This window comes from Bradyrhizobium sp. CCBAU 051011 (assembly GCF_009930815.1).
Classification (GTDB): domain Bacteria; phylum Pseudomonadota; class Alphaproteobacteria; order Rhizobiales; family Xanthobacteraceae; genus Bradyrhizobium.
Window position 1 is genome coordinate 3155386 of record NZ_CP022222.1, and the last position, 19437, is coordinate 3174822.

The 19437-nt window shown below is 62.4% G+C and carries 16 protein-coding genes; 9 read left to right on the plus strand and 7 right to left on the minus strand.

All coding sequences use genetic code 11. The annotated features are described in order from the left end of the window. The first annotated feature begins 72 nt into the window (after positions 1–72). Entirely contained in the window at positions 73–666 is a 594-nt protein-coding gene (locus ACH79_RS14880) for a GNAT family N-acetyltransferase (RefSeq protein ID WP_161851703.1), read from the plus strand. Positions 667–694: 28 nt separating this feature from the next. On the opposite strand, the gene ACH79_RS14885 is transcribed toward ACH79_RS14880, so the two are convergent. Together ACH79_RS14885 and ACH79_RS14890 are read right to left on the minus strand one after the other, a co-directional pair. Then, positions 695–1240 (minus strand): hypothetical protein, encoded by a 546-nt coding sequence (locus ACH79_RS14885; RefSeq protein WP_161851704.1) that lies wholly within the window; start codon positions 1238–1240, stop codon positions 695–697. A gap of 81 nt (positions 1241–1321) precedes the next feature. Next, positions 1322–1741: a DUF6636 domain-containing protein gene (locus tag ACH79_RS14890; protein ID WP_161851705.1), complete on the minus strand. Its 420-nt coding sequence runs from the start codon at positions 1739–1741 to the stop codon at positions 1322–1324. Positions 1742–1940: 199 nt separating this feature from the next. Between ACH79_RS14890 and ACH79_RS14895 the strand changes: the two genes are divergently transcribed. After that, positions 1941–2570 (plus strand): glutathione S-transferase family protein, encoded by a 630-nt coding sequence (locus ACH79_RS14895; RefSeq protein WP_161856364.1) that lies wholly within the window; start codon positions 1941–1943, stop codon positions 2568–2570. Between the two features lie 261 nt (positions 2571–2831). Here the strand turns inward: ACH79_RS14895 and maiA are convergent, their stop codons facing one another. The 3 genes from maiA to metF all read right to left on the minus strand — a co-directional run bounded on the left by maiA (position 2832) and on the right by metF (position 8574). Then, a complete protein-coding gene (maiA, locus tag ACH79_RS14900; protein WP_161851706.1) occupies positions 2832–3494 on the minus strand; it encodes a maleylacetoacetate isomerase in 663 nt (220 codons plus the stop codon). Between the two features lie 294 nt (positions 3495–3788). Beyond that, the gene (gene metH, locus ACH79_RS14905) at positions 3789–7655 is read right to left on the minus strand and encodes a methionine synthase (RefSeq protein WP_371419402.1); all 3867 of its coding nucleotides are present in this window, start codon (positions 7653–7655) and stop codon (positions 3789–3791) included. Positions 7656–7659: 4 nt separating this feature from the next. Further along, entirely contained in the window at positions 7660–8574 is a 915-nt protein-coding gene (gene metF / locus ACH79_RS14910; RefSeq protein WP_161851707.1) for a methylenetetrahydrofolate reductase [NAD(P)H], read from the minus strand. Between the two features lie 383 nt (positions 8575–8957). Between metF and ACH79_RS14915 the strand changes: the two genes are divergently transcribed. Then, positions 8958–9977: an LLM class flavin-dependent oxidoreductase gene (locus ACH79_RS14915; protein WP_161851708.1), complete on the plus strand. Its 1020-nt coding sequence runs from the start codon at positions 8958–8960 to the stop codon at positions 9975–9977. 197 nt (positions 9978–10174) lie between these two features. Continuing rightward, complete coding sequence (locus ACH79_RS14920) at positions 10175–10525, plus strand: hypothetical protein (protein ID WP_161851709.1); 351 nt, start codon at positions 10175–10177, stop codon at positions 10523–10525. A gap of 195 nt (positions 10526–10720) precedes the next feature. On the opposite strand, the gene ACH79_RS14925 is transcribed toward ACH79_RS14920, so the two are convergent. After that, complete coding sequence (locus ACH79_RS14925) at positions 10721–11581, minus strand: prephenate dehydratase (protein WP_161851710.1); 861 nt, start codon at positions 11579–11581, stop codon at positions 10721–10723. Between the two features lie 33 nt (positions 11582–11614). Continuing rightward, on the minus strand, positions 11615–12355 hold the full coding sequence (locus ACH79_RS14930) for a 3-deoxy-manno-octulosonate cytidylyltransferase (RefSeq protein ID WP_161851711.1): 741 nt from the start codon (positions 12353–12355) through the stop codon (positions 11615–11617). Between the two features lie 199 nt (positions 12356–12554). Here ACH79_RS14930 and ACH79_RS14935 point away from each other — a divergent pair, with 199 nt between their 5' ends. The 5 genes from ACH79_RS14935 (at position 12555) to ACH79_RS14955 (ending at position 19436) form a co-directional block, all read left to right on the plus strand. Beyond that, the gene (locus tag ACH79_RS14935; RefSeq protein WP_161851712.1) at positions 12555–13103 is read left to right on the plus strand and encodes a cytochrome c family protein; all 549 of its coding nucleotides are present in this window, start codon (positions 12555–12557) and stop codon (positions 13101–13103) included. Between the two features lie 272 nt (positions 13104–13375). After that, positions 13376–15277 (plus strand): extracellular solute-binding protein, encoded by a 1902-nt coding sequence (locus tag ACH79_RS14940; RefSeq protein WP_161851713.1) that lies wholly within the window; start codon positions 13376–13378, stop codon positions 15275–15277. A 14-nt stretch (positions 15278–15291) separates the two neighbouring features. Continuing rightward, entirely contained in the window at positions 15292–17139 is a 1848-nt protein-coding gene (locus ACH79_RS14945) for an extracellular solute-binding protein (protein WP_161851714.1), read from the plus strand. Between the two features lie 3 nt (positions 17140–17142). Next, on the plus strand, positions 17143–18252 hold the full coding sequence (locus ACH79_RS14950; protein ID WP_161851715.1) for a microcin C ABC transporter permease YejB: 1110 nt from the start codon (positions 17143–17145) through the stop codon (positions 18250–18252). Beyond that, complete coding sequence (locus tag ACH79_RS14955) at positions 18252–19436, plus strand: ABC transporter permease (protein ID WP_161851716.1); 1185 nt, start codon at positions 18252–18254, stop codon at positions 19434–19436. Before ACH79_RS14950 ends, ACH79_RS14955 begins: the two co-directional genes overlap by 1 nt. The last annotated feature ends 1 nt before the right edge of the window (position 19437 follow it).

Genomic DNA, 19437 nt, shown 5'->3' on the forward strand with positions numbered 1-19437 from the left:
TTACTTTCCTGTTGTGTCCAAGACGTGGATGCCCGGGACAAGCCCGGGCATGACGATGAGAGAGCGCGCACGATGATCCTTCCCGACGGCTATTCCGATATCCCCGCCGGCAAGGTCGCCGCTGTCGTCACCCATCTGGAGATGACCGCACGCCCTGCGCCGCGTCCCGATCCACGCGGTGCGTGGACGCTACGGCGTGTGGATGAACCCGCGCTCGACTGGTTTCGCGATCTCTATCGCCGCGTCGGCGAGGAGTGGTTGTGGTTCTCGCGGATACGGATGCCTGACTCCGAGCTTGCGGCACGGCTTCATTCGCCGCAGCTCGAAGTCTACGCGATGGTCGATAACGGCCGCGATGAAGGCCTGCTGGAGCTGGATTTCCGTGAACCCGGCCAGTGCGAGATCGGCATGTTCGGCGTCACCGCAAAACTGGTCGGGACCGGCGCCGGCCGCTGGCTGATGAACCGCGCGCTGGAGCTCGCATGGTCGCGCCCGGTCACACGCGTCTGGCTGCACACCTGCACCTTCGATCACCCCGCCGCGCTCGCCTTCTATCAGCGCTCGGGATTTCGTCCATTCCGCAGACAGGTCGAAGTGTCGGACGATCCGCGGCTGGACGGCACAGCGCCGCGTGACGTGGCGCGTCACGTGCCGATTGTTGAGTGAGGCCGCGCGTTATATGCGCCCAATGTGTTCAGTCTGGAAGTTCATAGGGCGTGAGACGCCACAGCCGTTCCGGCCACGGCTGCTGTGCCGGAAGCGCCAGTTCCCCGTAGCTGGATCGCAACGGTTGGTCTGGCTTCCAGAAATGGATAACAAAGACGACGCGATACTGAGATGCGTTGGGTAGCTCTTGGGTACGGTCGAGATTGATGAGCGTCTCGCCGTCCGGCGTAAGAAACTTTTCGTTCCATGCCGCTTGCCAGAGGTTCTCGGACTGCGCCGGATCTGGCTGAAAGAACTTGCCGATATCGAAGCTTGCGTCGGGGTTCGTGACCAGCACCTCATCATCCATGTGAGAACGAAGGTGGTCTTCCCATTCCTTTCGGTCATCGTCCGTAAATGGATGGAGCGAATCACCCCGACCCAACCGGCGAAACAAAGCCTTTTGCCCTTCGGAGAAGTTGGCTGGATCGTGGAATGTAATCGTTTCCCGGATAAATCGCGAATAGGCTTCCTTGTCGGCACTCAGTGAATACAGGCCAACGACCTTCAGAGAGGGGGACTTATCAGTGTTCATTCTGTCCTGTGCCTGTGCAAGGCCGATCACTAGCGGTAGAGCAAATAGTATCGCAAACAGTCGGGCTTTTGAGGGCATCCGTCAAAACATCTCCTGCTTTGCCCGCGCCAGCGAAAATCCGCGTCGGTCGGCATTGAAGCACGTCACGCCCGTCTGCTCCGATTTGCACGTAAATCCCCCGCGCTGCCAGACCTCGCCATAGCCAAGCACCGGCAGCGATTTGTCCATCACGGTGTCGCCATGGCAGAGGCGCGTGGCGGGACCCTTGGCGTTCATCTCGAAGGCGCCGCCGTAGTCGAGCTCGCAATCGGCGGGGCGGCGCGGCTTGGTCTCCATCGCGCCGATGTCGCAACGGAGCACGTTCTGCTTGTCGTAGTCGAAGTACTGGCAGGCGACGTTCTTGGATGGCGACTGGAAGCCGGTCGGTCCGCTCTGCGCATGCGCTGTGGCAGCTACTGTCAGCAGAGGAAGCATCAGAAAGGTCGGCAGCACGCGAAGCATGATGTGTAACTCGTGAGTTGCAATGTGAAGCAGCGTACTTAGGATGGCGAGGAGCGCAACCCCGACCCGGCATGTCATGCCCGGACTTGATCAGGGCATCCATCAATTCTCGAAAGAGTCTTTCGAAGAGGATGGATTGCGGGTCTTCTAACGTGCAGGCGCGCTTCGCGCTTTTGCCCGGCAATGACGAGTGAGCACCATGATCCTGATCGGCCAATTCGACTCCCCCTTCGTCCGCCGTGTCGCCATCGCCATGCGGCTTTACGGCATCGATTTCGAGCACAAGCCGTGGTCGACCTTCGGCGATGCCGACAAGATCGCGGCCTATAATCCGCTGCGGCGGGTGCCGACGCTGGTGCTGGACAGCGGGGAAGCGCTGATCGAGAGCGCGATCATTCTGGATTATCTCGACGACCGCGTCGGCGCCGAGAAAGCGATGATCGCGCGGAGCGGCGAGGCGCGCTGGAAGCATCAGCGGATTTGCGCGCTGGCGATGGGGCTTGGCGACAAGGGCGTCAGCCTGCTTTATGAGCGCGTGCTGCGCAAGGACAAGCAGCTCGATCTCTGGGTCGAACGCTGCAAGGCGCAGATCGCGGGCGTGCTGGAGGTGCTAGAGAAGGAACGCGCCGCGGTCACGACGCCGTACTGGTCTGGCGACAAGATCGGCCACGCCGATATCGCGGTGGCCTGCGTGCTGCGCTTCACCGGCGAGGCGCATCCCGCGCTGTTCGACGACCGCTATCCCGCGCTGAAGGCGCATTCAGAGCGGTGCGAGGCGCTGCCGCCGTTCCAGGAAATCGTCCAGCCGCTGGCGCCGCCGAAGGGGTGAGTGGCTGTTGCTGTTGTAGGGCGGGCAAAGCCAACGGGTCGCGCGAATGCGCGCCCGATGACAGGCTCCGCGTGCCCACCTTCTATGCCGAGAGAAGGGTGGGCGCACGTCGCTACGCTCCTTTGCCACCCTACGGCCGCGCTCGCACGAGCGTGAGCCGTAGGCCCAATCCTACTTTGCATGGGGTTGTTTTCGCGATTTTTTTTCAGGCCGGGTGAGGCGCGTCCCGGGAGTCGCGCCGCCCGGTGGCCAGCCTTGCGTTTAGGCCTTCGGCCGCATCGCCTCCGGCGTATCAGCCTGCTGCAGCGGATGCGCTCTGGCAAATTCCGGCAGCGCCATCGCGGTCTCGAAAACGCGCTTCACGTTCGGATAGGTCGAGAGATTGACCTGATGGGTCAGCGCGACGGTGACGTGGCCGACCATGCAGATGTCGGCGAGCGTCGGCCGATCGCCGTGGCAGAACTTTCCGGTGTCCTTGTTATCAGCAAGATGCCCCTCCAGCGCCGCCAGCGTCTCCACGATCCAATGCCGCCGCCACGCCGCCTGCTGGGTATCGCGCAAATTCAGTTCGTGATCGAGATAGCGGCGCACCCGCGGCGTCAGCAGCGGATGGCCCTCGCAGGCCACCATCAGCGCCAGCGCGCGCACGCGGGCGCGGCCGTTGGGGTCAGTGGGCAGCAGCGGTGGAGAGGGATACTTCTCGTCGAGATATTCGAGGATGGCGAGCGACTGGAATAGCGTGGTGCCGTCATCCTCGACCAGGGCCGGCAGCGCCATCTGCGGATTGACCTTGCGATAGTCGGCTTCGCGATGCGCATTGGCGTCGATGTCGACGAAGATCACCTCGGCCGGGACGTTTTTCAGATTGAGCGCGATGCGCACGCGAAAGCTCGCCAGCGATCGCCAGAACGAGAAGAATTTCATGGGAATACAAACTCCGTCATGCCCGGACTTGATCCGGGCATCCATCGCTTTCGCAGGACTCTTGTGAAGATGGATCGCCGGGTCAAGCCCGGTGATGACGAGGGAGTTGTGCCGATGTTGCTGCTTACCCTCCCCTGGAGGGGGAGGGTCGGCTCGCATGGAGCGTAGCGAATGCGAGACGGGGCGGGGTGACAGTCGTTCAACTCGGGTACTGTTTGCGCGGAGAGACTGTCACCCCACCCCGCCGCTCCTTTCAGTCGCGTCGACCCTCCCCCTCCAGGGGAGGGTAAGAGCTCAGCCCGCCCCGACCGCCTTCTTGCGCCAGGCCAAATGCACGGCGCAGGTGCAACCGGGGGGATGTGAGGCAACATCGTTGGCGGGCACGATTTCCGCGACCGGTGCCGGCTTCGCCGCCGCCTGTTCCTGCGACGGAATGTAGTTCAGCACCGGCGCCAGCCAGCGCTCGGTCTCGGCGACGCTCATGCCCTTGCGCGCGGCATAGTCTTCGACCTGGTCGCGCTCGATCTTGCCGACGCCGAAATAGAAGCTTTCGGGATGGGAGAAATAAAGCCCCGATACCGACGAGCCCGGCCACATCGCAAAGCTCTCGGTCAATTTCACGCCGGCGGTGCTTTCCGCATCCAAGAGGCGGAACAGCGTCGCCTTTTCGGTGTGATCGGGCTGTGCGGGATAGCCGGGGGCAGGGCGGATGCCGGCATATTGCTCCAGGATGAGTTGATCGGAGGTCAGCGCCTCGTCCGGCGCGTAGCCCCAGAACTCCTTGCGGACGCGCTGGTGCATCCGTTCGGCGAAGGCTTCCGCCAGACGGTCGGCCAGCGCCTTGCATAGTATCGAGGAGTAATCGTCATTGGCATTCTTGAAGCGGTCGGCGACCGCGTCCTCGCCGATCCCCGCGGTGACGACGAAGCCGCCGATATAGTCCGATACGCCCGAAGACGCGGGCGCGATGAAGTCCGACAGCGCCGCGTTGAAGCGGCCTTCGCGCTTCTCCAACTGCTGGCGCAGGGTGTGGAAGGTCGCGATCTTCCTCTTCCGCGTGTCGTCGGCATAGACAGCGATATCGTCGCCCTCGGCATTGGCCGGCCAGAAGCCGACGCTAGCGCGTGCGGTAAACCATTTCTCCTTGATGATGCGCTCCAGCATCTTGCGCGCGTCGTCATAGAGCGAGCGTGCGACTTCGCCGATCTTGGGGTCGTCGAGGATGGCCGGGAAGCGTCCGGTCAATTCCCAGGTCTGGAAGAAGGGCGTCCAGTCGATGTATTCGGCCAGCTCCGCCAGATCGTAGGCGTCAAAGCTCTTGATGCCGAGGAACGAAGGCTTCTTCGGCGGCGTTTTGGCAAAGTCGGCCTTGACCGCGTTGGCGCGTGCATCTGCCAGCTTCAGCCGCTTCTTGTCGGCCTGCGCGCGGAAATGCGCGTCGGAAATCTTGGCGTACTCGGCGCGAATGTCGGCGGCATAGGCCTCGCGCTTGTCGGGCGATAGCAGCGACGACGCGACGCCGACGGCGCGGCTGGCATCGTTGACATGCACCACCGGGCCGCCCTTGTAGTTCGGGTCGATCTTGACAGCGGTGTGGACGCGGCTCGTCGTGGCGCCGCCGATCAACAGCGGCATCTTCATGCCCTGCCGCTGCATCTCGCCGGCCAGAAAGCTCATCTCGTCGAGCGACGGCGTGATCAGGCCGGACAGTCCGATAATATCGGCGCCTTCCGTTTTTGCGGTCTCGATGATCTTGTTGGCGGGCACCATGACGCCGAGATCGATCACCTCGAAATTGTTACATTGCAGCACGATACCGACAATGTTCTTGCCGATGTCGTGGACGTCGCCCTTGACGGTCGCGAGCACGATCTTGCCGGCAGCGTTGCGGCCGTCGCCGGTGACGCCATTGGCGAGGTTGCGTGCCTTCTCCTCTTCCATGAACGGCATCAGATAGGCGACCGCCTGCTTCATCACGCGGGCCGACTTCACCACCTGCGGCAGGAACATTTTTCCGTCGCCAAAGAGGTCGCCGACGATGTTCATGCCGGCCATCAGCGGGCCTTCGATCACGTTCAGCGGACGTTCCACCGTTTTGCGCGCGGCCTCGGTATCCTCTTCGATGAATTCGGTGATGCCGTGTACCAGGGCATGCGACAGCCGCTTCTCGACCGGCCATTCGCGCCAGGCGAGATCCTGCTCCTTGCTCTGCTTCTCCTTGCCACGGAATTTTTCCGCCAGCGCCAACAGCCGCTCGGCCGCGCCTGGATCGCGGTTGAGGATAACGTCCTCGCACACCTGGCGCAGCTCGGGATCGATATCGTCATAGACGATCATCTGCCCGGCATTGACGATGCCCATGTCCATGCCGGCGTGAATGGCGTGATACAGGAACACCGAATGCATCGCCTCGCGCACCGGCTCATTGCCGCGGAACGAGAACGAGAGGTTAGAGACGCCGCCGGAGACATGCGCGCCCGGCAGGTTCTGGCGGATCCAGCGCGTCGCCTCGATGAAATCGACGCCGTAATTGTTGTGCTCTTCCAGTCCTGTCGCGATCGCAAAGATGTTCGGATCGAAGATGATGTCCTCAGGCGGGAAGCCGACCTCGTTGACCAGGATGTCATAGGCGCGCTTGCAGATCTCGGTCTTGCGCGCGAACGTGTCGGCCTGTCCGACCTCGTCGAAGGCCATCACCACGACGGCGGCGCCATGGCGGCGCGCGATGCGGGCCTCGTGGATGAATTTCTCCACGCCTTCCTTCATCGAGATCGAATTCACGACCGGCTTGCCCTGAACGCATTTCAGGCCGGCCTCGATCACGTGGAACTTCGAGGAGTCGACCATGACAGGGACGCGGGCGATATCGGGCTCGGCGGCGACGAGGTTGAGGAACGTCACCATCGCGGCTTCGGAATCGAGCAGGCCCTCGTCCATGTTGACGTCGATGATCTGCGCGCCGTTCTCGACCTGGTCGCGCGCCACCTGCAGCGCCGCGGTGTAATCGCCCGCGGTGATCAGCTTGCGGAATTTTGCCGAGCCGGTGACGTTGGTACGCTCGCCGACGTTCACAAAGGGGATCGCGGGCGTCAGCTCGAACGGCTCGAGGCCCGACAGCCGCAGCCGCGGCTCGATCGTAGGCACAATGCGCGGCTTGTGCGGGGCGATAGCTGCGGCAATCGCCGCGATATGGTCCGGCGTGGTACCGCAGCAGCCACCGACGATGTTGACGAGGCCGGCCTCGGCGAACTCGCCGATCAGCCGCGCCATGTATTCCGGTGTCTCGTCATACTGGCCGAACTCATTGGGCAGGCCAGCATTCGGGTAAGCGCAAATTAGAGTATCGGCGACGCGGCCGATATCGGCGATATGGGCGCGAAGGTCTTCCGCGCCCAGCGCGCAGTTGAAGCCGACGGTGATCGGCCTGGCGTGGCGGATCGAATTCCAGAACGCTTCCGGCAATTGCCCCGACAACAGGCGGCCGGACTTGTCGGTGATGGTGCCCGAGATCATCACGGGCACGTCGATGCCGCGTTCCTCGGTAATCTCCGAAATGGCGTAGAGCGCGGCCTTGGCGTTCAGCGTATCGAAGATGGTTTCGACCAGCAGCAGGTCGGCGCCGCCGTCGAGCAGGCCGTTGACCTGTTCGCCATAGGCCTTGCGCAGATCGTCGAACGTGACGGCGCGATAGCCGGGATTGGAAACGTCGGGCGAGATCGAGGCGGTGCGGTTGGTTGGGCCCAGCGCACCAGCCACGAAACGCGGCTTGCCGTCCTCGGCCGAGACGCGCTCGGCGGCAGCACGCGCCAGCATGGCGCCGTCGCGGTTCAGCTCATAGGCGAGGTCCGACATATCGTAGTCGGCCTGCGCGATCGAGGTCGAGGAGAAGGTGTTGGTGGCGACGATGTCGGCGCCCGCGCGCAGATAGGCGGCGTGAATGTCCTCGATCGCCTTCGGCTGCGTCAGGATCAAGAGGTCGTTGTTGCCCCTGACGTCGCGATGGAAGTCCTTGAAGCGATCGCCGCGAAACGCTGTTTCGTCGTACTGCAGGCCCTGGATCATCGTGCCCATGGCGCCGTCGAGCACCAGAATGCGCTCGCGCGCGGCGGCGAGCAGGGCGGTACGCTTTGGCGAAATCTTGGGCGAAATCGAAACACTCATCGGATCAGGCGGCTTTCTGTGCGCCATTGGGGCGAATGCCCAGCAGATGGCTGATCGCGAACACGAGGTCCGCGCGGTTCATGGTGTAGAAGTGGAAGGTGTCGACGCCGTGCTTGGCGAGTTTGTGCACCTGGCCGGCCGCAACGGTGGCGGCAACGAGCTTGCGTGTATCGGCATCGTCGTCGAGCCCTTCGAACTTGTCGGCGAGCCAGTCCGGCACCGTGGTGCCCGCACGGGTCACGAAGCTGCGCGCCTGCTTGAAATTGTGCATCGGCATAATGCCGGGCACGACGGGAATATCGATGCCACGGGCGCGGACGCGATCGAGGTAGCGGAAGTAGAGGTCGTTATCGAAGAACACCTGTGTGATGGCGCGCGCCGCGCCGGCATCGACCTTGGCCTTCAGCGTGTCGATGTCGGCATCGATGGTCGGGCTCTCCGGATGCTTTTCTGGATAGGCCGAAACCGAGATCTCGATATCGGGATAGCGCTTCTTGATGCCTTCGATCAGGTCGGGCGAACTCTGATAGCCGTCGGGATGAGCGTGATAGGCGGTGCCGATGCCGGTGGTGGGGTCGCCGCGCAGGGCGACGATATGGCGGACGCCGATCTCGTGATAGCGGGCCACCACGTCGTCGATCTCGCCCTTCGGCGCGCCGACGCAGGTCAGATGCGCCGCCGGGACCAGGCTGGTCTCTTTGAGGATGCGCGCGATGGTCGAATGGGTGCGCTCACGGGTCGATCCCCCGGCGCCATAGGTCACGGAGACGAAATTCGGCGTCAGCGGCGCCAGCCGGTTGATGGTCTCCCACAGGCTGCGCTCCATCTCCTCGGTCTTGGGCGGAAAAAACTCGAAGGAGATCCGGGGCGAATGCAGCGTGCGATGGCCGTCGAATGCGGGGGGCGTAAAGTCGGTCATGGCACTCACAAAGCTCCGAAACGATGGGCGGACATCAGGCCTAGCGGCAGTCAGCTAAAAATAGGCCAAACAGGTCCGACCAAACAGCCCATCGGATATGGGAAGTGGCCCACTTTATCAGAATATTTGACGATGGAGGTGACGGTAGAACGGGCGGTGGGTTTAGATTGGTTGTGTATTTATGTAGTAAAAACAATAAGATGAGCGGGATTGGCTCTGTGTTCAGCTCGGCGAAATGCGTTGGGCAAATTGAAATATCTGGATTCTGTCTGCTTTTGTCCCACTCTTTGGTAGCGACCCATTACTCCTTTCCCCACAAGTGCGGGCCTGATCTGCGCCGACCGGGCCTTTGTCGCCTTCGATTGCCGCACTAGTTTAGCGCCATGATCCCGCTTTCCGTCCTCGACCTCTCCGTCGTCACCACTGGCACCCGCCCGGCCCACGCGCTGCAGAACAGCATCGATCTGGCGCGCCATGTCGATGGGCTCGGCTATGTCAGGTACTGGCTCGCCGAGCATCACAACCTGGCCTCGGTGGCGAGCCCCGCGCCCGACCTGATGATCGGTCAGATCGCGGCGGTGACGAAGAACATCCGCGTCGGCTCGGGCGGCGTGATGCTGCCCAACCATGCGCCGCTGGTGGTGGCCGAGCGCTTCAAGATGCTGGAAGCGCTGTTTCCCGGCCGCATCGATCTCGGCCTGGGCCGCGCCCCCGGCACCGATGGCGCCACCGCGCACGCGCTGCGCAGCCGGCTCGATCGCCGCGAGGGCGACGATTTTCTCGAACGGCTGAGTGAGCTGGTGTTGTGGGAAACCCGCGGTTTCCCCGCCGGCCATCCCTACAACAATGTGGTGGCGATGCCCGACGACACGCCGCTGCCGCCGATCTGGCTCCTCGGCTCCTCCGACTACAGTTCGGAATTGGCGGCGCAGGTCGGCATGGGCTTCGCGTTCGCGCATCATTTTGCGTCCTATGACGCGATCGCAGCGATGACCAACTACCGCAGCCGCTTCAAGCCGTCCGGCTGGCGGGAAGGCCCCCACGGCATCCTCGCCGTCGCAGCGGTCGCCGCCGAAACCGATGCGGAAGCCGAAACACTCGCGACCTCGATGGACCTCAACCGCCTGCGCCGTGATCGCGGACAATATCTGCCGCTGCCGAGCGTCGAGGAAGCCCTGGCCTATGATTATACGGACGCCGAACGCGCCTCGATCGCCCGCAACCGTTCACGGTTTTTCGTCGGCAGTCCGGCAACCATCATGGCAAAGCTGCAGCCGATGATCACGGCGAGCCAGCCGGATGAACTGATGATCATCACCGCCGTCTACGACCACGACGCGCGGAAGAAATCGTATAGTCTGCTGGCCGACGCGTTTGGGCTGAACAAGAAAGTGGCGGCGTAAAGCCAATTACTCCATCCCGCTTGTCTTGTTTGAGATGATTTTTCGGAAAACCGCTACGCGCTTTTCCGGATCGTCCTCGAGATCGTGATGACCTCTCCATCTCATTTTTTGAGCATACCCTGTGCTGGTTTCGGGTCGGACGAGCAACCAAACGTTGCCAAAAAAGTTGTTGAGGTCTCCAACCAAGGAGACAAGCCATGGAACTGAAATCTGCTATTGTTGGGTTGGCCGCCCTCGGCGGCGTTGTGCTCACCGCCAGCTCGGCTTCCGCCGCGATGCCGAACGGCCTTCCGCAGGCCGACCAGATTTCACGTCAATCCAATGATGTCGAGCAGGTCCGCTGGGTCTGCAACGCGTGGGGGCACTGCTGGTGGCGTCCGGGTCCAAGATGGGGCGCCTATGGCATGTGGGGCCCGCGTCCCGTGTGGCGTCCGGGATGGCACGGCGCCTATGCGTGGGGTGCCCCGCCAGTTTGGGGGCCGCGCCGGGTGTGGGGGCCGCGTCCGGTATGGGGCCCGCACCCAGGATGGGGCTGGCGCGGATGGTGATTGGAGAGGCGGCGTACGCGCGCCGATAATGGCCGCGGGTGCCGCTTCACGGCTGCGCCGCTAATGACCTGCAAAGCCGCCGTTCGCGGCTAGCGTTCGGTCGGTATATCTACGTGTCTGTGCTCTCCACACCCACGCATAGTTCGCCGGTTCACGGGCGAGCACTAGAGGACGCGAGCAGAAGCGTGCGCTTCCTCAATCCTGCTTCTCGCTGAAGGTCGCGCGGAACGGATGGGCGGGGTAGACGCCGACGATGCGGAATTCGCGCGAGAAGAATTTCAGCTCCTCCAGCGCAAAGGCGAGGCCCTTGTCGTCGGGGTGGCCATCGACGTCGGCATAAAACTGCGTCGCAAAGAAATTGCCGTCGACCATGTAGCTTTCCAGCTTCGTCATGTTGACGCCGTTGGTGGCGAAGCCGCCGAGCGCCTTGTAGAGCGCGGCGGGCAAATTGCGCACCCGGAAAACAAAGGTGGTGACCAGCGGGCCGGAGTTTTGCTTGGCCCAATCCGCCTCGCGCGCCAGCACCACGAAGCGGGTGGTGTTGTGGGCTTCGTCCTCGACATCCTCGGCCAGGATATCGAGGCCGTAGATTTGCGCCGCCAGGCGGGAGGCGATCGCGGCAACGCTCTTGTCCTTGCGCTCGGAGACGTCGCGGGCGCTGCCGGCGGTGTCGGCCGCCACGATCGGCTTGATGCCGAGCTTGCGGATGATGCGTCGGCACTGGCCAAGCGCATGGACGTGGCTCTCGACCGTCTTGATGTCGGAGAGTTTTGTTCCCTTTGGCGCCATTAATTGGTGGCGGACCGGCAAGAACCATTCGCCGACGATGAAAAGGCCGGACGCCGGCAGCAAATGATGGATGTCGGCAACGCGCCCCGCCACCGAATTCTCGATCGGAATCATGCCGAGATCGGCCTCGCCGGAGGAGATCGCCGATAGCGCGTCCTCGAAGGTCGCGCACGGCATCGGTTCGGCGTCCGGATAGGCCTCGACGATGGCGATATGGGAGTTGGCGCCAGGCTCGCCCTGGAACGCGATTTTGAGCTTTTTGGTCATGCTGTCTTTCCTGGCGGGCCTTTTAGCAGCCGGTCAGGCCTTGGCTAGTATTTTGCGGGCGGTTTCAAGGTCGGCCGGGGTGTCGACCCCGCGCGGCACGCTGTCGACGAGGGTAATGTCGATCCGCATCCCGGCCTCCAGCGCGCGGAGTTGCTCGAGCTTTTCCTGCTGCTCCAGCGGCGAGGGGGGCAGGGCCACGAACCGCTCCAACGCGGCGCGGCGGTAGGCATAGAGGCCGATATGGTGGTAGCGCGGTCCGTCACCGTGAGGCGCGGTGGCGCGGGTGAAATAGAGCGCGCGCAGCCGGTTCGGGCCGATCGGTGAGCCGACCGCCTTCACCACGCTCGGGGCCAGGTCCTCCTCCTGGGTGTGGATCTGCGAGGCGAGCGTCGCAATATCGACGGCGGGGTCGTCGAGCGGCGGCAGCGCAGCGCGGATGGTGTCCGGCGCGATCGTTGGGAAATCGCCCTGCAGATTGACCACGATCTCGGCCTTACCCGACGGATCCAGCGTCTGCATGGCCTCGTGGATCCGGTCGGAGCCGGAAGGATGGGAGGCGCGAGTCATCACCACCTCGCCGCCGGCGGCCCTTACCGCGTCGGCGATCTCGGGGCTATCGGTCGCCACCGCGACCCGGCCGATTTTGGCCTCCTCGGCCCGCCGCAGCACGTGCACAATCATGGGCAGGCCGGCGATGTCCAGGAGCGGCTTGCCCGGCAGCCGGGTCGCCGCCATCCGGGCGGGAATCAGCACCAAAATGCGGGAATCGGTCATCGTCTGAGGGCCCGGCCGGACTAGTGGATTTGGTGGGGATGGGATGAAATTCGGCGCGTTTATACGGGTTGCCAGAGCCGGGGCAAACCGATATCTCAACCCTGCTGAGGGTGCGGCGCAAAAGCTGATTCCTCGCGCCCATCCGCGGCCGTTTTGCCGGCCTCTAGTCGACCTTCCCGGCCCTGGAGCCTGATCCGTTATGGACTCCTTCGAACTTAACAAGATTCTCGGCGCCATCCTCGCCACCTGCCTTGTCGTTCTGGTGGCGAGCTTTGCCGCTCATGCGATTTTTGCCCCCGTGAAACCGGAAAAGCCGGGCTTCGAGATTGCCGTGAAGGAAACCACGGCCGGCGGAGCCAAGGAAGCCGCAGCTCCCTCCGAGCCGATCGAGAAGCTTTTGCAGACCGCCTCGGTCGAGAAGGGCGCCGCCGCCGCCAAGAAGTGCGCCGCCTGCCACACCTTCGAGAAGGGCGGTCCGAACCGCGTTGGTCCCAATCTCTACGGCGTCGTCAACGAGCCGAAGGGCCAGGGACATGCCGGGTTCAACTTCTCGGCCGCCTTGAAGGCCAAGGGCGGAAACTGGAGCTTTGACGATCTCAACAAGTTCCTCGCCAACCCCAAGGCTTTCGTTCCGGGCACGGCCATGGGCTTCGCCGGCATTGCGAAGGACAGCGAGCGCGCCGACGTCATCGCCTATTTGAATTCGCTGTCGGAAAAACCGGCACCGCTGCCGACTGCGGCGAAGTAAATTTCGGCCGTCCCGCGTGGACGTTGCCACAACTTGACGGCCAGGCACTGCCTGGCCGTTTTGTTATGTGGGATCACATCGTTGCTAGCGGAGTTGTTACCGGGACTATTCGCCGCAGCGGCGGTGTTCCCAAGCTGCTATCATGAGGAAAAAGCAACGTAATTCGTCGAACCCTTGCCTTATATTAGGTCCTCACTAACTCGGCCTCGTGCTTGCATGGTTCGCGTCTGGGGCCGCCGCGGACATCGGCGTCAGCAACAGGAATTCTGCATTTGGCCATTACCCGACGACATCTTCTCCAGGGCGGCGCCGTTGCCGCCATGGCTCCTGCGCTAGGCATTGCGACGGCGCTTCCCCCCATCGAAGCCGCAAAGGCGCAAGGCGCAGGCGGCGAGCCGGCCTGGCGGCACGCGCTATCGCTGTTCGGCGACATCAAGTATCCGGCCGACTTCAAGCGGTTCGATTACGTCAATCCGGACGCGCCCAAGGGTGGCACGGTACGTCAGATCCAAGTCGGGACATTTGATAACTTTAACCTTGTGGTTGCTGGCGTCAAAGGCTCGCTCGCAGCCGGCGTTCAACTGATCTACGAATCTCTGATGACGCAGTCACTGGATGAGGTTTCGACCGAGTACGGCGAATTGGCCGAAGCCGTTAGTCACCCCGACGATTTTTCCTGGGTCTCGTATCGTCTCAGGCCAGAGGCGAAATGGCATGACGGAAAGCCCGTTACGCCTGACGACGTGATCTTCTCCCTTAATGCGTTCAAGCAACATCATCCGCAGTACTCGGCTTACTATCGCCACGTGGTGAAAGCCGAAAAAGTCGGCGATCGCGACATCAAATTCAGCTTCGACGCGCCCGGCAATCGCGAGCTCCCGCAGATCGTTGGACAGCTCACGATTCTGCCGAAGCATTGGTGGGAGGGCAGCGACAGCGAGGGTCGCAAGCGCGATATCTCCACGACGACGCTGGAGAAGCTGCTGGGCTCCGGCCCTTACCGAATAAAGGAATTTGTCCCGGGAAGGACGCTGACACTGGAGCGGGTAAAGGATCATTGGGGGCGCAATTTCAGCACGTATGTCGGCATCAACAATTTCGACGAGCTGCGCCTGGAATATTTCCGGGACTCGACGGTTGCGCTGGAGGCTTTCAAGGGCGACCAGGTTGATTGGCGAACCGAAAACAGCGCCAAGAACTGGGCGACGGCCTACGACTTTCCGGCCGTCAATGACAAGCGCGTGCTGCTCGAGGAGTTTCCGAACCGCAGTTCCGGAATCATGCAGGCGTTCGCTCTGAATATCCGGCGTGACCAGTTCAAGGATCCGCGGGTGCGTCGCGCGCTGAATTTTGCGTTCGACTTCGAGGAGATGAACAAGCAGATCTTCTTCGGACAGTACAAGCGTATCAGCAGCTATTTCGATGGCACTGAACTGGCTTCAAGCGGCCTGCCGCAGGGCACGGAGCTGGAAATACTCGAAGCCGTCCGTGCGGATGTGCCGCCCGAGGTATTCACGAAGCCCTATACCAATCCGGTCGGCGGCAGTGCCGAAGCGGTTCGCGAAAATCTTCGTGAGGCGCTGCGCCTGCTCAAGGAAGCCGGCTATGAGGTACGCGAGCGGAAGCTGGTCGATAGCAAGACGGGAGCGCAATTTGCGCTCGAATTGCTTGGTGCAGACCCGTCCTTCGAACGGGTCATGCTGTTTTTCAAACCCTCTCTGGAGCGGCTAGGTATCAATGTCAGCGTGCGCACGATCGATCCGACACAGTATGAGAACCGGCTCCGTAGCTGGGATTTCGATGTAGTCGTCTCGTCGTGGGCGGAATCGCTATCGCCCGGAAATGAACAACGCGAATTCTGGGGTTCGCAGGCGGCCGACATGGCGGGTTCGCGCAATATCATCGGCATCAAGAATCCGGCGGTCGACAAATTGATCGAGCGGCTGATCTATGCCAAGGGTCGGGATGACCTTGTTGCCGCGACCAAGGCGCTCGATCGCGTGCTGCTGTGGAATCACTATGTCGTGCCGCAGTGGAATTATCCCAAGGTCCGGACCGCACGTTGGGATCGCTTCGGCAGGCCGTCCGAATTGCCGAAATACGGTCAGTCAGGTTTTCCGTCGCTATGGTGGTTCGACGCCGACAAGGCGGCGCGGAACGGAAGGCGCTCTTGAAGGATAGCTTGCGCATGGCGCAATTCTCTCGCCGGCATGTGCTCGGTCTCGGTGTCGGTGCGCTGGCGGCTGCACGCCTCGCTCCCGCGTTCGCGGATAATGGCGGCAAGAAGCTCCACGGTCTTTCGGCGTTCGGCGAGCTGAAATATCCCGCCGACTTTCGTCGTTTCGACTACGTCAATGCGAACGCACCGAAAGGCGGGATGTTCTCGCAACTCGTCGGCGCCGGTGGCTCGACCTTCAATTCGCTCAACGCCTTTATCGTAAAGGGCGACAGGGCGAACGGAATGGAGCTGACTTTTGCATCGCTGATGGCGCGGGCGTTCGACGAGCCGGACGCGGTCTATCTCCTGGCGGCGGAGGATTTGACCGTCTCCCCCGACGGACTGGTCTTCCGTTTCCAGTTGCGTCCAGGGATTACCTTTCACGACGGCAGTGAAATCACCGCCTCCGATGTCGCGTTTTCGCTGACGACGCTGAAGAGCAAGGGACATCCTGCGTACGCTTCCGTGCTGCGCGATCTCGCCGATGCCACCGTCGAGGACAAGCGGACGGTCCAGTTGCGTTTCCAGCCGACCCGCGGCCTCGACATGCCGGCGCTTGCGGCGGCGATGCCGATTTTCTCGGAGAAATACTATTCGACGCGGCCGTTCGACGAGACCTCGCTGGAAGCGCCGCTCGGATCAGGTCCCTATCGCGTCGCCCGGTTCGAGCAGGGGCGCTTCGTGGAATTCGAGCGGGTGAAGAACTGGTGGGGGCAGAACCTCCCGGTTTGTCGCGGCCTGTACAATTTCGATATCGTGCGGGACGAGTATTACCGGGACCGCGAAGCCGGCTTCGAGGCCTTCACCGGTCGCAACTATCTGTTCCGCGAGGAGTTCACCTCGCGAGTCTGGGCCACGCGCTACGATTTTCCTGCGATCCGCGACGGCCGCGTCAAGCGGGACGTCATTTCGGACGAGCGCCCCTCCGGTGCGCAGGGCTGGCTGCTCAACACGCGGCGGGACAAATTCAAGGACAGGCGCGTTCGCGAGGCATTGACGATCGCCTTCGACTTCGAATGGACCAACAAGAACCTGATGTATGGTTCTTACCAGCGCACGCATTCGGTGTTCCAGAATTCCGACATGATGGCGCGAAGCGAGCCGTCGCCAGAAGAGATCGCATTGCTCGAGCCGTTCCGCGACCATCTGCTGCCGGAAGTGTTCGGACCGGCATGGATACCTCCGGAGACTGACGGGTCCGGACAGGATCGCAAGCTCTTGCGCAGCGCCGGTGAACTGCTCAATGCCGCGGGCTGGACCGTGAAGGACGGCCGCCGGCTTAACGCGAAGGGCGAACAGTTTTCGGCCGAATTCCTGCTGACCGAGCGTTCGTTCGAGCCGCACCACCAGACCTTCATCAAGAATCTTCGTGTGCTCGGCATCGATGCAAACATTCGCCTGGTCGACCCGGCGCAGGCCGAGGTGCGGCTCAAGGATTTCGACTTCGATATCGCCATCGCGCGATTCATCTTCCCGCAAATTCCGGGAAGCTCGCTGCGCAACTATTTCTCAAGCGATTCCGCCAAAACCAAGGGCTCCAATAACCTTGCCGGAATCGCCGATCCGGTCGTCGATGCGCTGGTCGAGAAAGCGGTGGGTGCGCAGACGCAGGCCGAACTGAACAACACCTGCCGTGCCCTCGATCGTGTGCTGCGCTCCGGCCGTTACTGGATTCCGCACTGGAACAAGGCTTCGCACTGGATCGCCTATTGGGATCAGTTCGGTTTCCCGCCGACGAAGCCCCGCTATGCCCGCGGCGCGCCGGAAACCTGGTGGTACGAAGCGGCAAAGGCCGCAAAACTCGAGCAGGCGAAATAGTCCATGGCCGCCTATATCGTCCGCCGCGTTCTCCTGATGTTGCCGACACTGCTCGGCATCCTGTTCGTCTCCTTCGTGGTCGTGCAGTTCGCGCCCGGCGGGCCGGTCGAACGCGTGATTGCGCAGCTCTCGGGCGCAGACACCGGGGCCGCCTCTCGTGTGTCGGGCTCCTCCGGCGGCGATTTCGGTGCGCGGCCCCAGGCCGGCGCGGCGGCGGACGCCGTCAATTCGAAATACCGCGGCGCCCAGGGACTTGATCCGGATTTCATCAAGAACCTCGAAAAGCAGTTCGGTTTCGACAAGCCTGCGCATGAGCGCTTTGCGCTGATGGTGTGGAATTTCGCCCGCTTCGATTTCGGCAAGAGCTACTTTCGTGACACCACCGTGGTGCAACTGATCAAGGAGAAGCTGCCGGTCTCGATATCGCTCGGTCTCTGGTTGACGCTGCTGACCTACCTGATCTCGATTCCGCTGGGCGTTCGCAAGGCGGTCGCGGATGGCTCGCGCTTCGATACGTGGACGTCAGCGGTGATCATCATCGGGTTTGCGATTCCCGGATTCCTGTTCGCGATCCTGCTGATCATCCTGTTTGCGGGCGGCTCGTTCTTCAACGTGTTCCCGTTGCGCGGCTTGACCTCGGATGGCTGGGCACAGTTTCCCTGGTACTGGAAGATCATCGACTATTTCTGGCACCTCACGCTGCCCCTGATCGCCATGGGCCTGGGTGCCTTTGCCACCATGACGCTGCTGACCAAGAACTCGTTCCTCGATGAGATCAGGAAGCAATATGTGATGACAGCGCGCGCCAAGGGCTGCGGCGAGGGCCAGGTGCTCTATGGCCATATCTTCCGCAACGCCATGCTGATCGTGATCGCGGGCTTTCCCGGTGCGTTCATTGGCGCATTCTTCTCCGGCTCGCTGCTGATCGAGACCATCTTCTCGCTCGATGGACTCGGCCTGCTCGGCTTCGAGAGCGTGCTCAACCGCGACTATCCGGTCGTGTTCGGCACGCTGTTCATCTTCTCCCTCGTGGGTCTTGTGGTGGGGCTGATCTCCGACCTCGCCTATATGTGGATCGATCCAAGAATCGATTTCGAGGCGCGGGAGGTCTGATGACGGTGCTCGCCCCGCAGCCGATCGAGACCAAGACGCAGTCGCCGCTCGGCGTCGCCGTGCCGGTCTCGCGTCATCCCCTTGCGATGTCGCCGCTCAACCGCCGGCGCTGGCAGAACTTCAAGGCCAACCGCCGTGGCTACTGGTCGCTCTGGATCTTCCTCGCGCTGTTCGTGATCTCGCTGTTCGCGGAGCTGATCGCCAACGACCGCCCCTTCATGCTCAAGTATGACGGGAGACTCTATTGGCCGGCTTTCGTCAGCTATTCCGAAACCACCTTCGGCGGCGATTTCGAGACCGCGGCCGACTACCGCGATCCCTATCTGCAGAAGCTGATTGCGGACAAGGGCGGCTGGATCGTCTGGCCGCTGATCCGCTATTCCTACGCCACCCATAATCTCGACCTGCCGACGCCGGCGCCGTCGAAGCCGACATGGATGTTGACGGAAGAGCAGTGCAAGCCGGTGCTCGAGAAGAAGGGCCTTAAGAGCTGCAGCGATCTCGAATATAACTGGCTCGGCACCGACGATCAGGGCCGCGACGTGGTGGCGCGGTTGATCTATGGCTTCCGCATCTCGGTGTTGTTCGGCCTGACGCTGACCATCGTGTCCTCGATCATCGGCGTCATCGCCGGCGGCGTGCAGGGCTATTTCGGCGGCTGGACCGATCTGATCTTCCAGCGCATCATCGAAATCTGGAGCGCGATCCCCTCGCTCTACCTGCTGCTGATCCTGTCATCGGTGCTGGTGCCCGGCTTCTTCGTGCTGCTCGGCATTCTCTTGCTGTTCTCCTGGACGTCCCTGGTGGGCCTCGTGCGTGCGGAATTCCTGCGCGGGCGCAATTTCGAATACATCCAGGCCGCGCGCGCGCTCGGCGTCTCCAATGGCGTCATCATGTTCCGGCATTTGCTGCCGAACGCGATGGTGGCGACGATGACCTTCCTGCCGTTCATCGTGTCGTCCTCGGTGATGACGCTGACCGCACTCGATTTCCTCGGCTTCGGCCTGCCGCCGGGCTCGCCGTCGCTAGGCGAGCTGCTCGCGCAAGGCAAGGCCAATGTGCAGGCGCCCTGGCTCGGCTTCACCGGCTTCTTCTCGGTCGCGATCATGCTGTCGCTCCTGATCTTCATCGGCGAGGGCGTGCGCGATGCCTTCGATCCGCGCAAGACGTTCCGGCAGGGATAGC

Bases quoted from the DNA above. Each gene is read 5' to 3' on its own strand.
- ACH79_RS14880 (WP_161851703.1), top strand. From the start codon at position 73: ATGATCCTTCCCGACGGCTATTCCGATATCCCCGCCGGCAAGGTCGCC.
- ACH79_RS14885 (WP_161851704.1), bottom strand. From the start codon at position 1,240: ATGAACACTGATAAGTCCCCCTCTCTGAAGGTCGTTGGCCTGTATTCA.
- ACH79_RS14890 (WP_161851705.1), bottom strand. From the start codon at position 1,741: ATGCTTCGCGTGCTGCCGACCTTTCTGATGCTTCCTCTGCTGACAGTA.
- ACH79_RS14895 (WP_161856364.1), top strand. From the start codon at position 1,941: ATGATCCTGATCGGCCAATTCGACTCCCCCTTCGTCCGCCGTGTCGCC.
- maiA (WP_161851706.1), bottom strand. From the start codon at position 3,494: ATGAAATTCTTCTCGTTCTGGCGATCGCTGGCGAGCTTTCGCGTGCGC.
- metH (WP_371419402.1), bottom strand. From the start codon at position 7,655: ATGAGTGTTTCGATTTCGCCCAAGATTTCGCCAAAGCGTACCGCCCTG.
- metF (WP_161851707.1), bottom strand. From the start codon at position 8,574: ATGACCGACTTTACGCCCCCCGCATTCGACGGCCATCGCACGCTGCAT.
- ACH79_RS14915 (WP_161851708.1), top strand. From the start codon at position 8,958: ATGATCCCGCTTTCCGTCCTCGACCTCTCCGTCGTCACCACTGGCACC.
- ACH79_RS14920 (WP_161851709.1), top strand. From the start codon at position 10,175: ATGGAACTGAAATCTGCTATTGTTGGGTTGGCCGCCCTCGGCGGCGTT.
- ACH79_RS14925 (WP_161851710.1), bottom strand. From the start codon at position 11,581: ATGACCAAAAAGCTCAAAATCGCGTTCCAGGGCGAGCCTGGCGCCAAC.
- ACH79_RS14930 (WP_161851711.1), bottom strand. From the start codon at position 12,355: ATGACCGATTCCCGCATTTTGGTGCTGATTCCCGCCCGGATGGCGGCG.
- ACH79_RS14935 (WP_161851712.1), top strand. From the start codon at position 12,555: ATGGACTCCTTCGAACTTAACAAGATTCTCGGCGCCATCCTCGCCACC.
- ACH79_RS14945 (WP_161851714.1), top strand. From the start codon at position 15,292: ATGGCGCAATTCTCTCGCCGGCATGTGCTCGGTCTCGGTGTCGGTGCG.
- ACH79_RS14950 (WP_161851715.1), top strand. From the start codon at position 17,143: ATGGCCGCCTATATCGTCCGCCGCGTTCTCCTGATGTTGCCGACACTG.
- ACH79_RS14955 (WP_161851716.1), top strand. From the start codon at position 18,252: ATGACGGTGCTCGCCCCGCAGCCGATCGAGACCAAGACGCAGTCGCCG.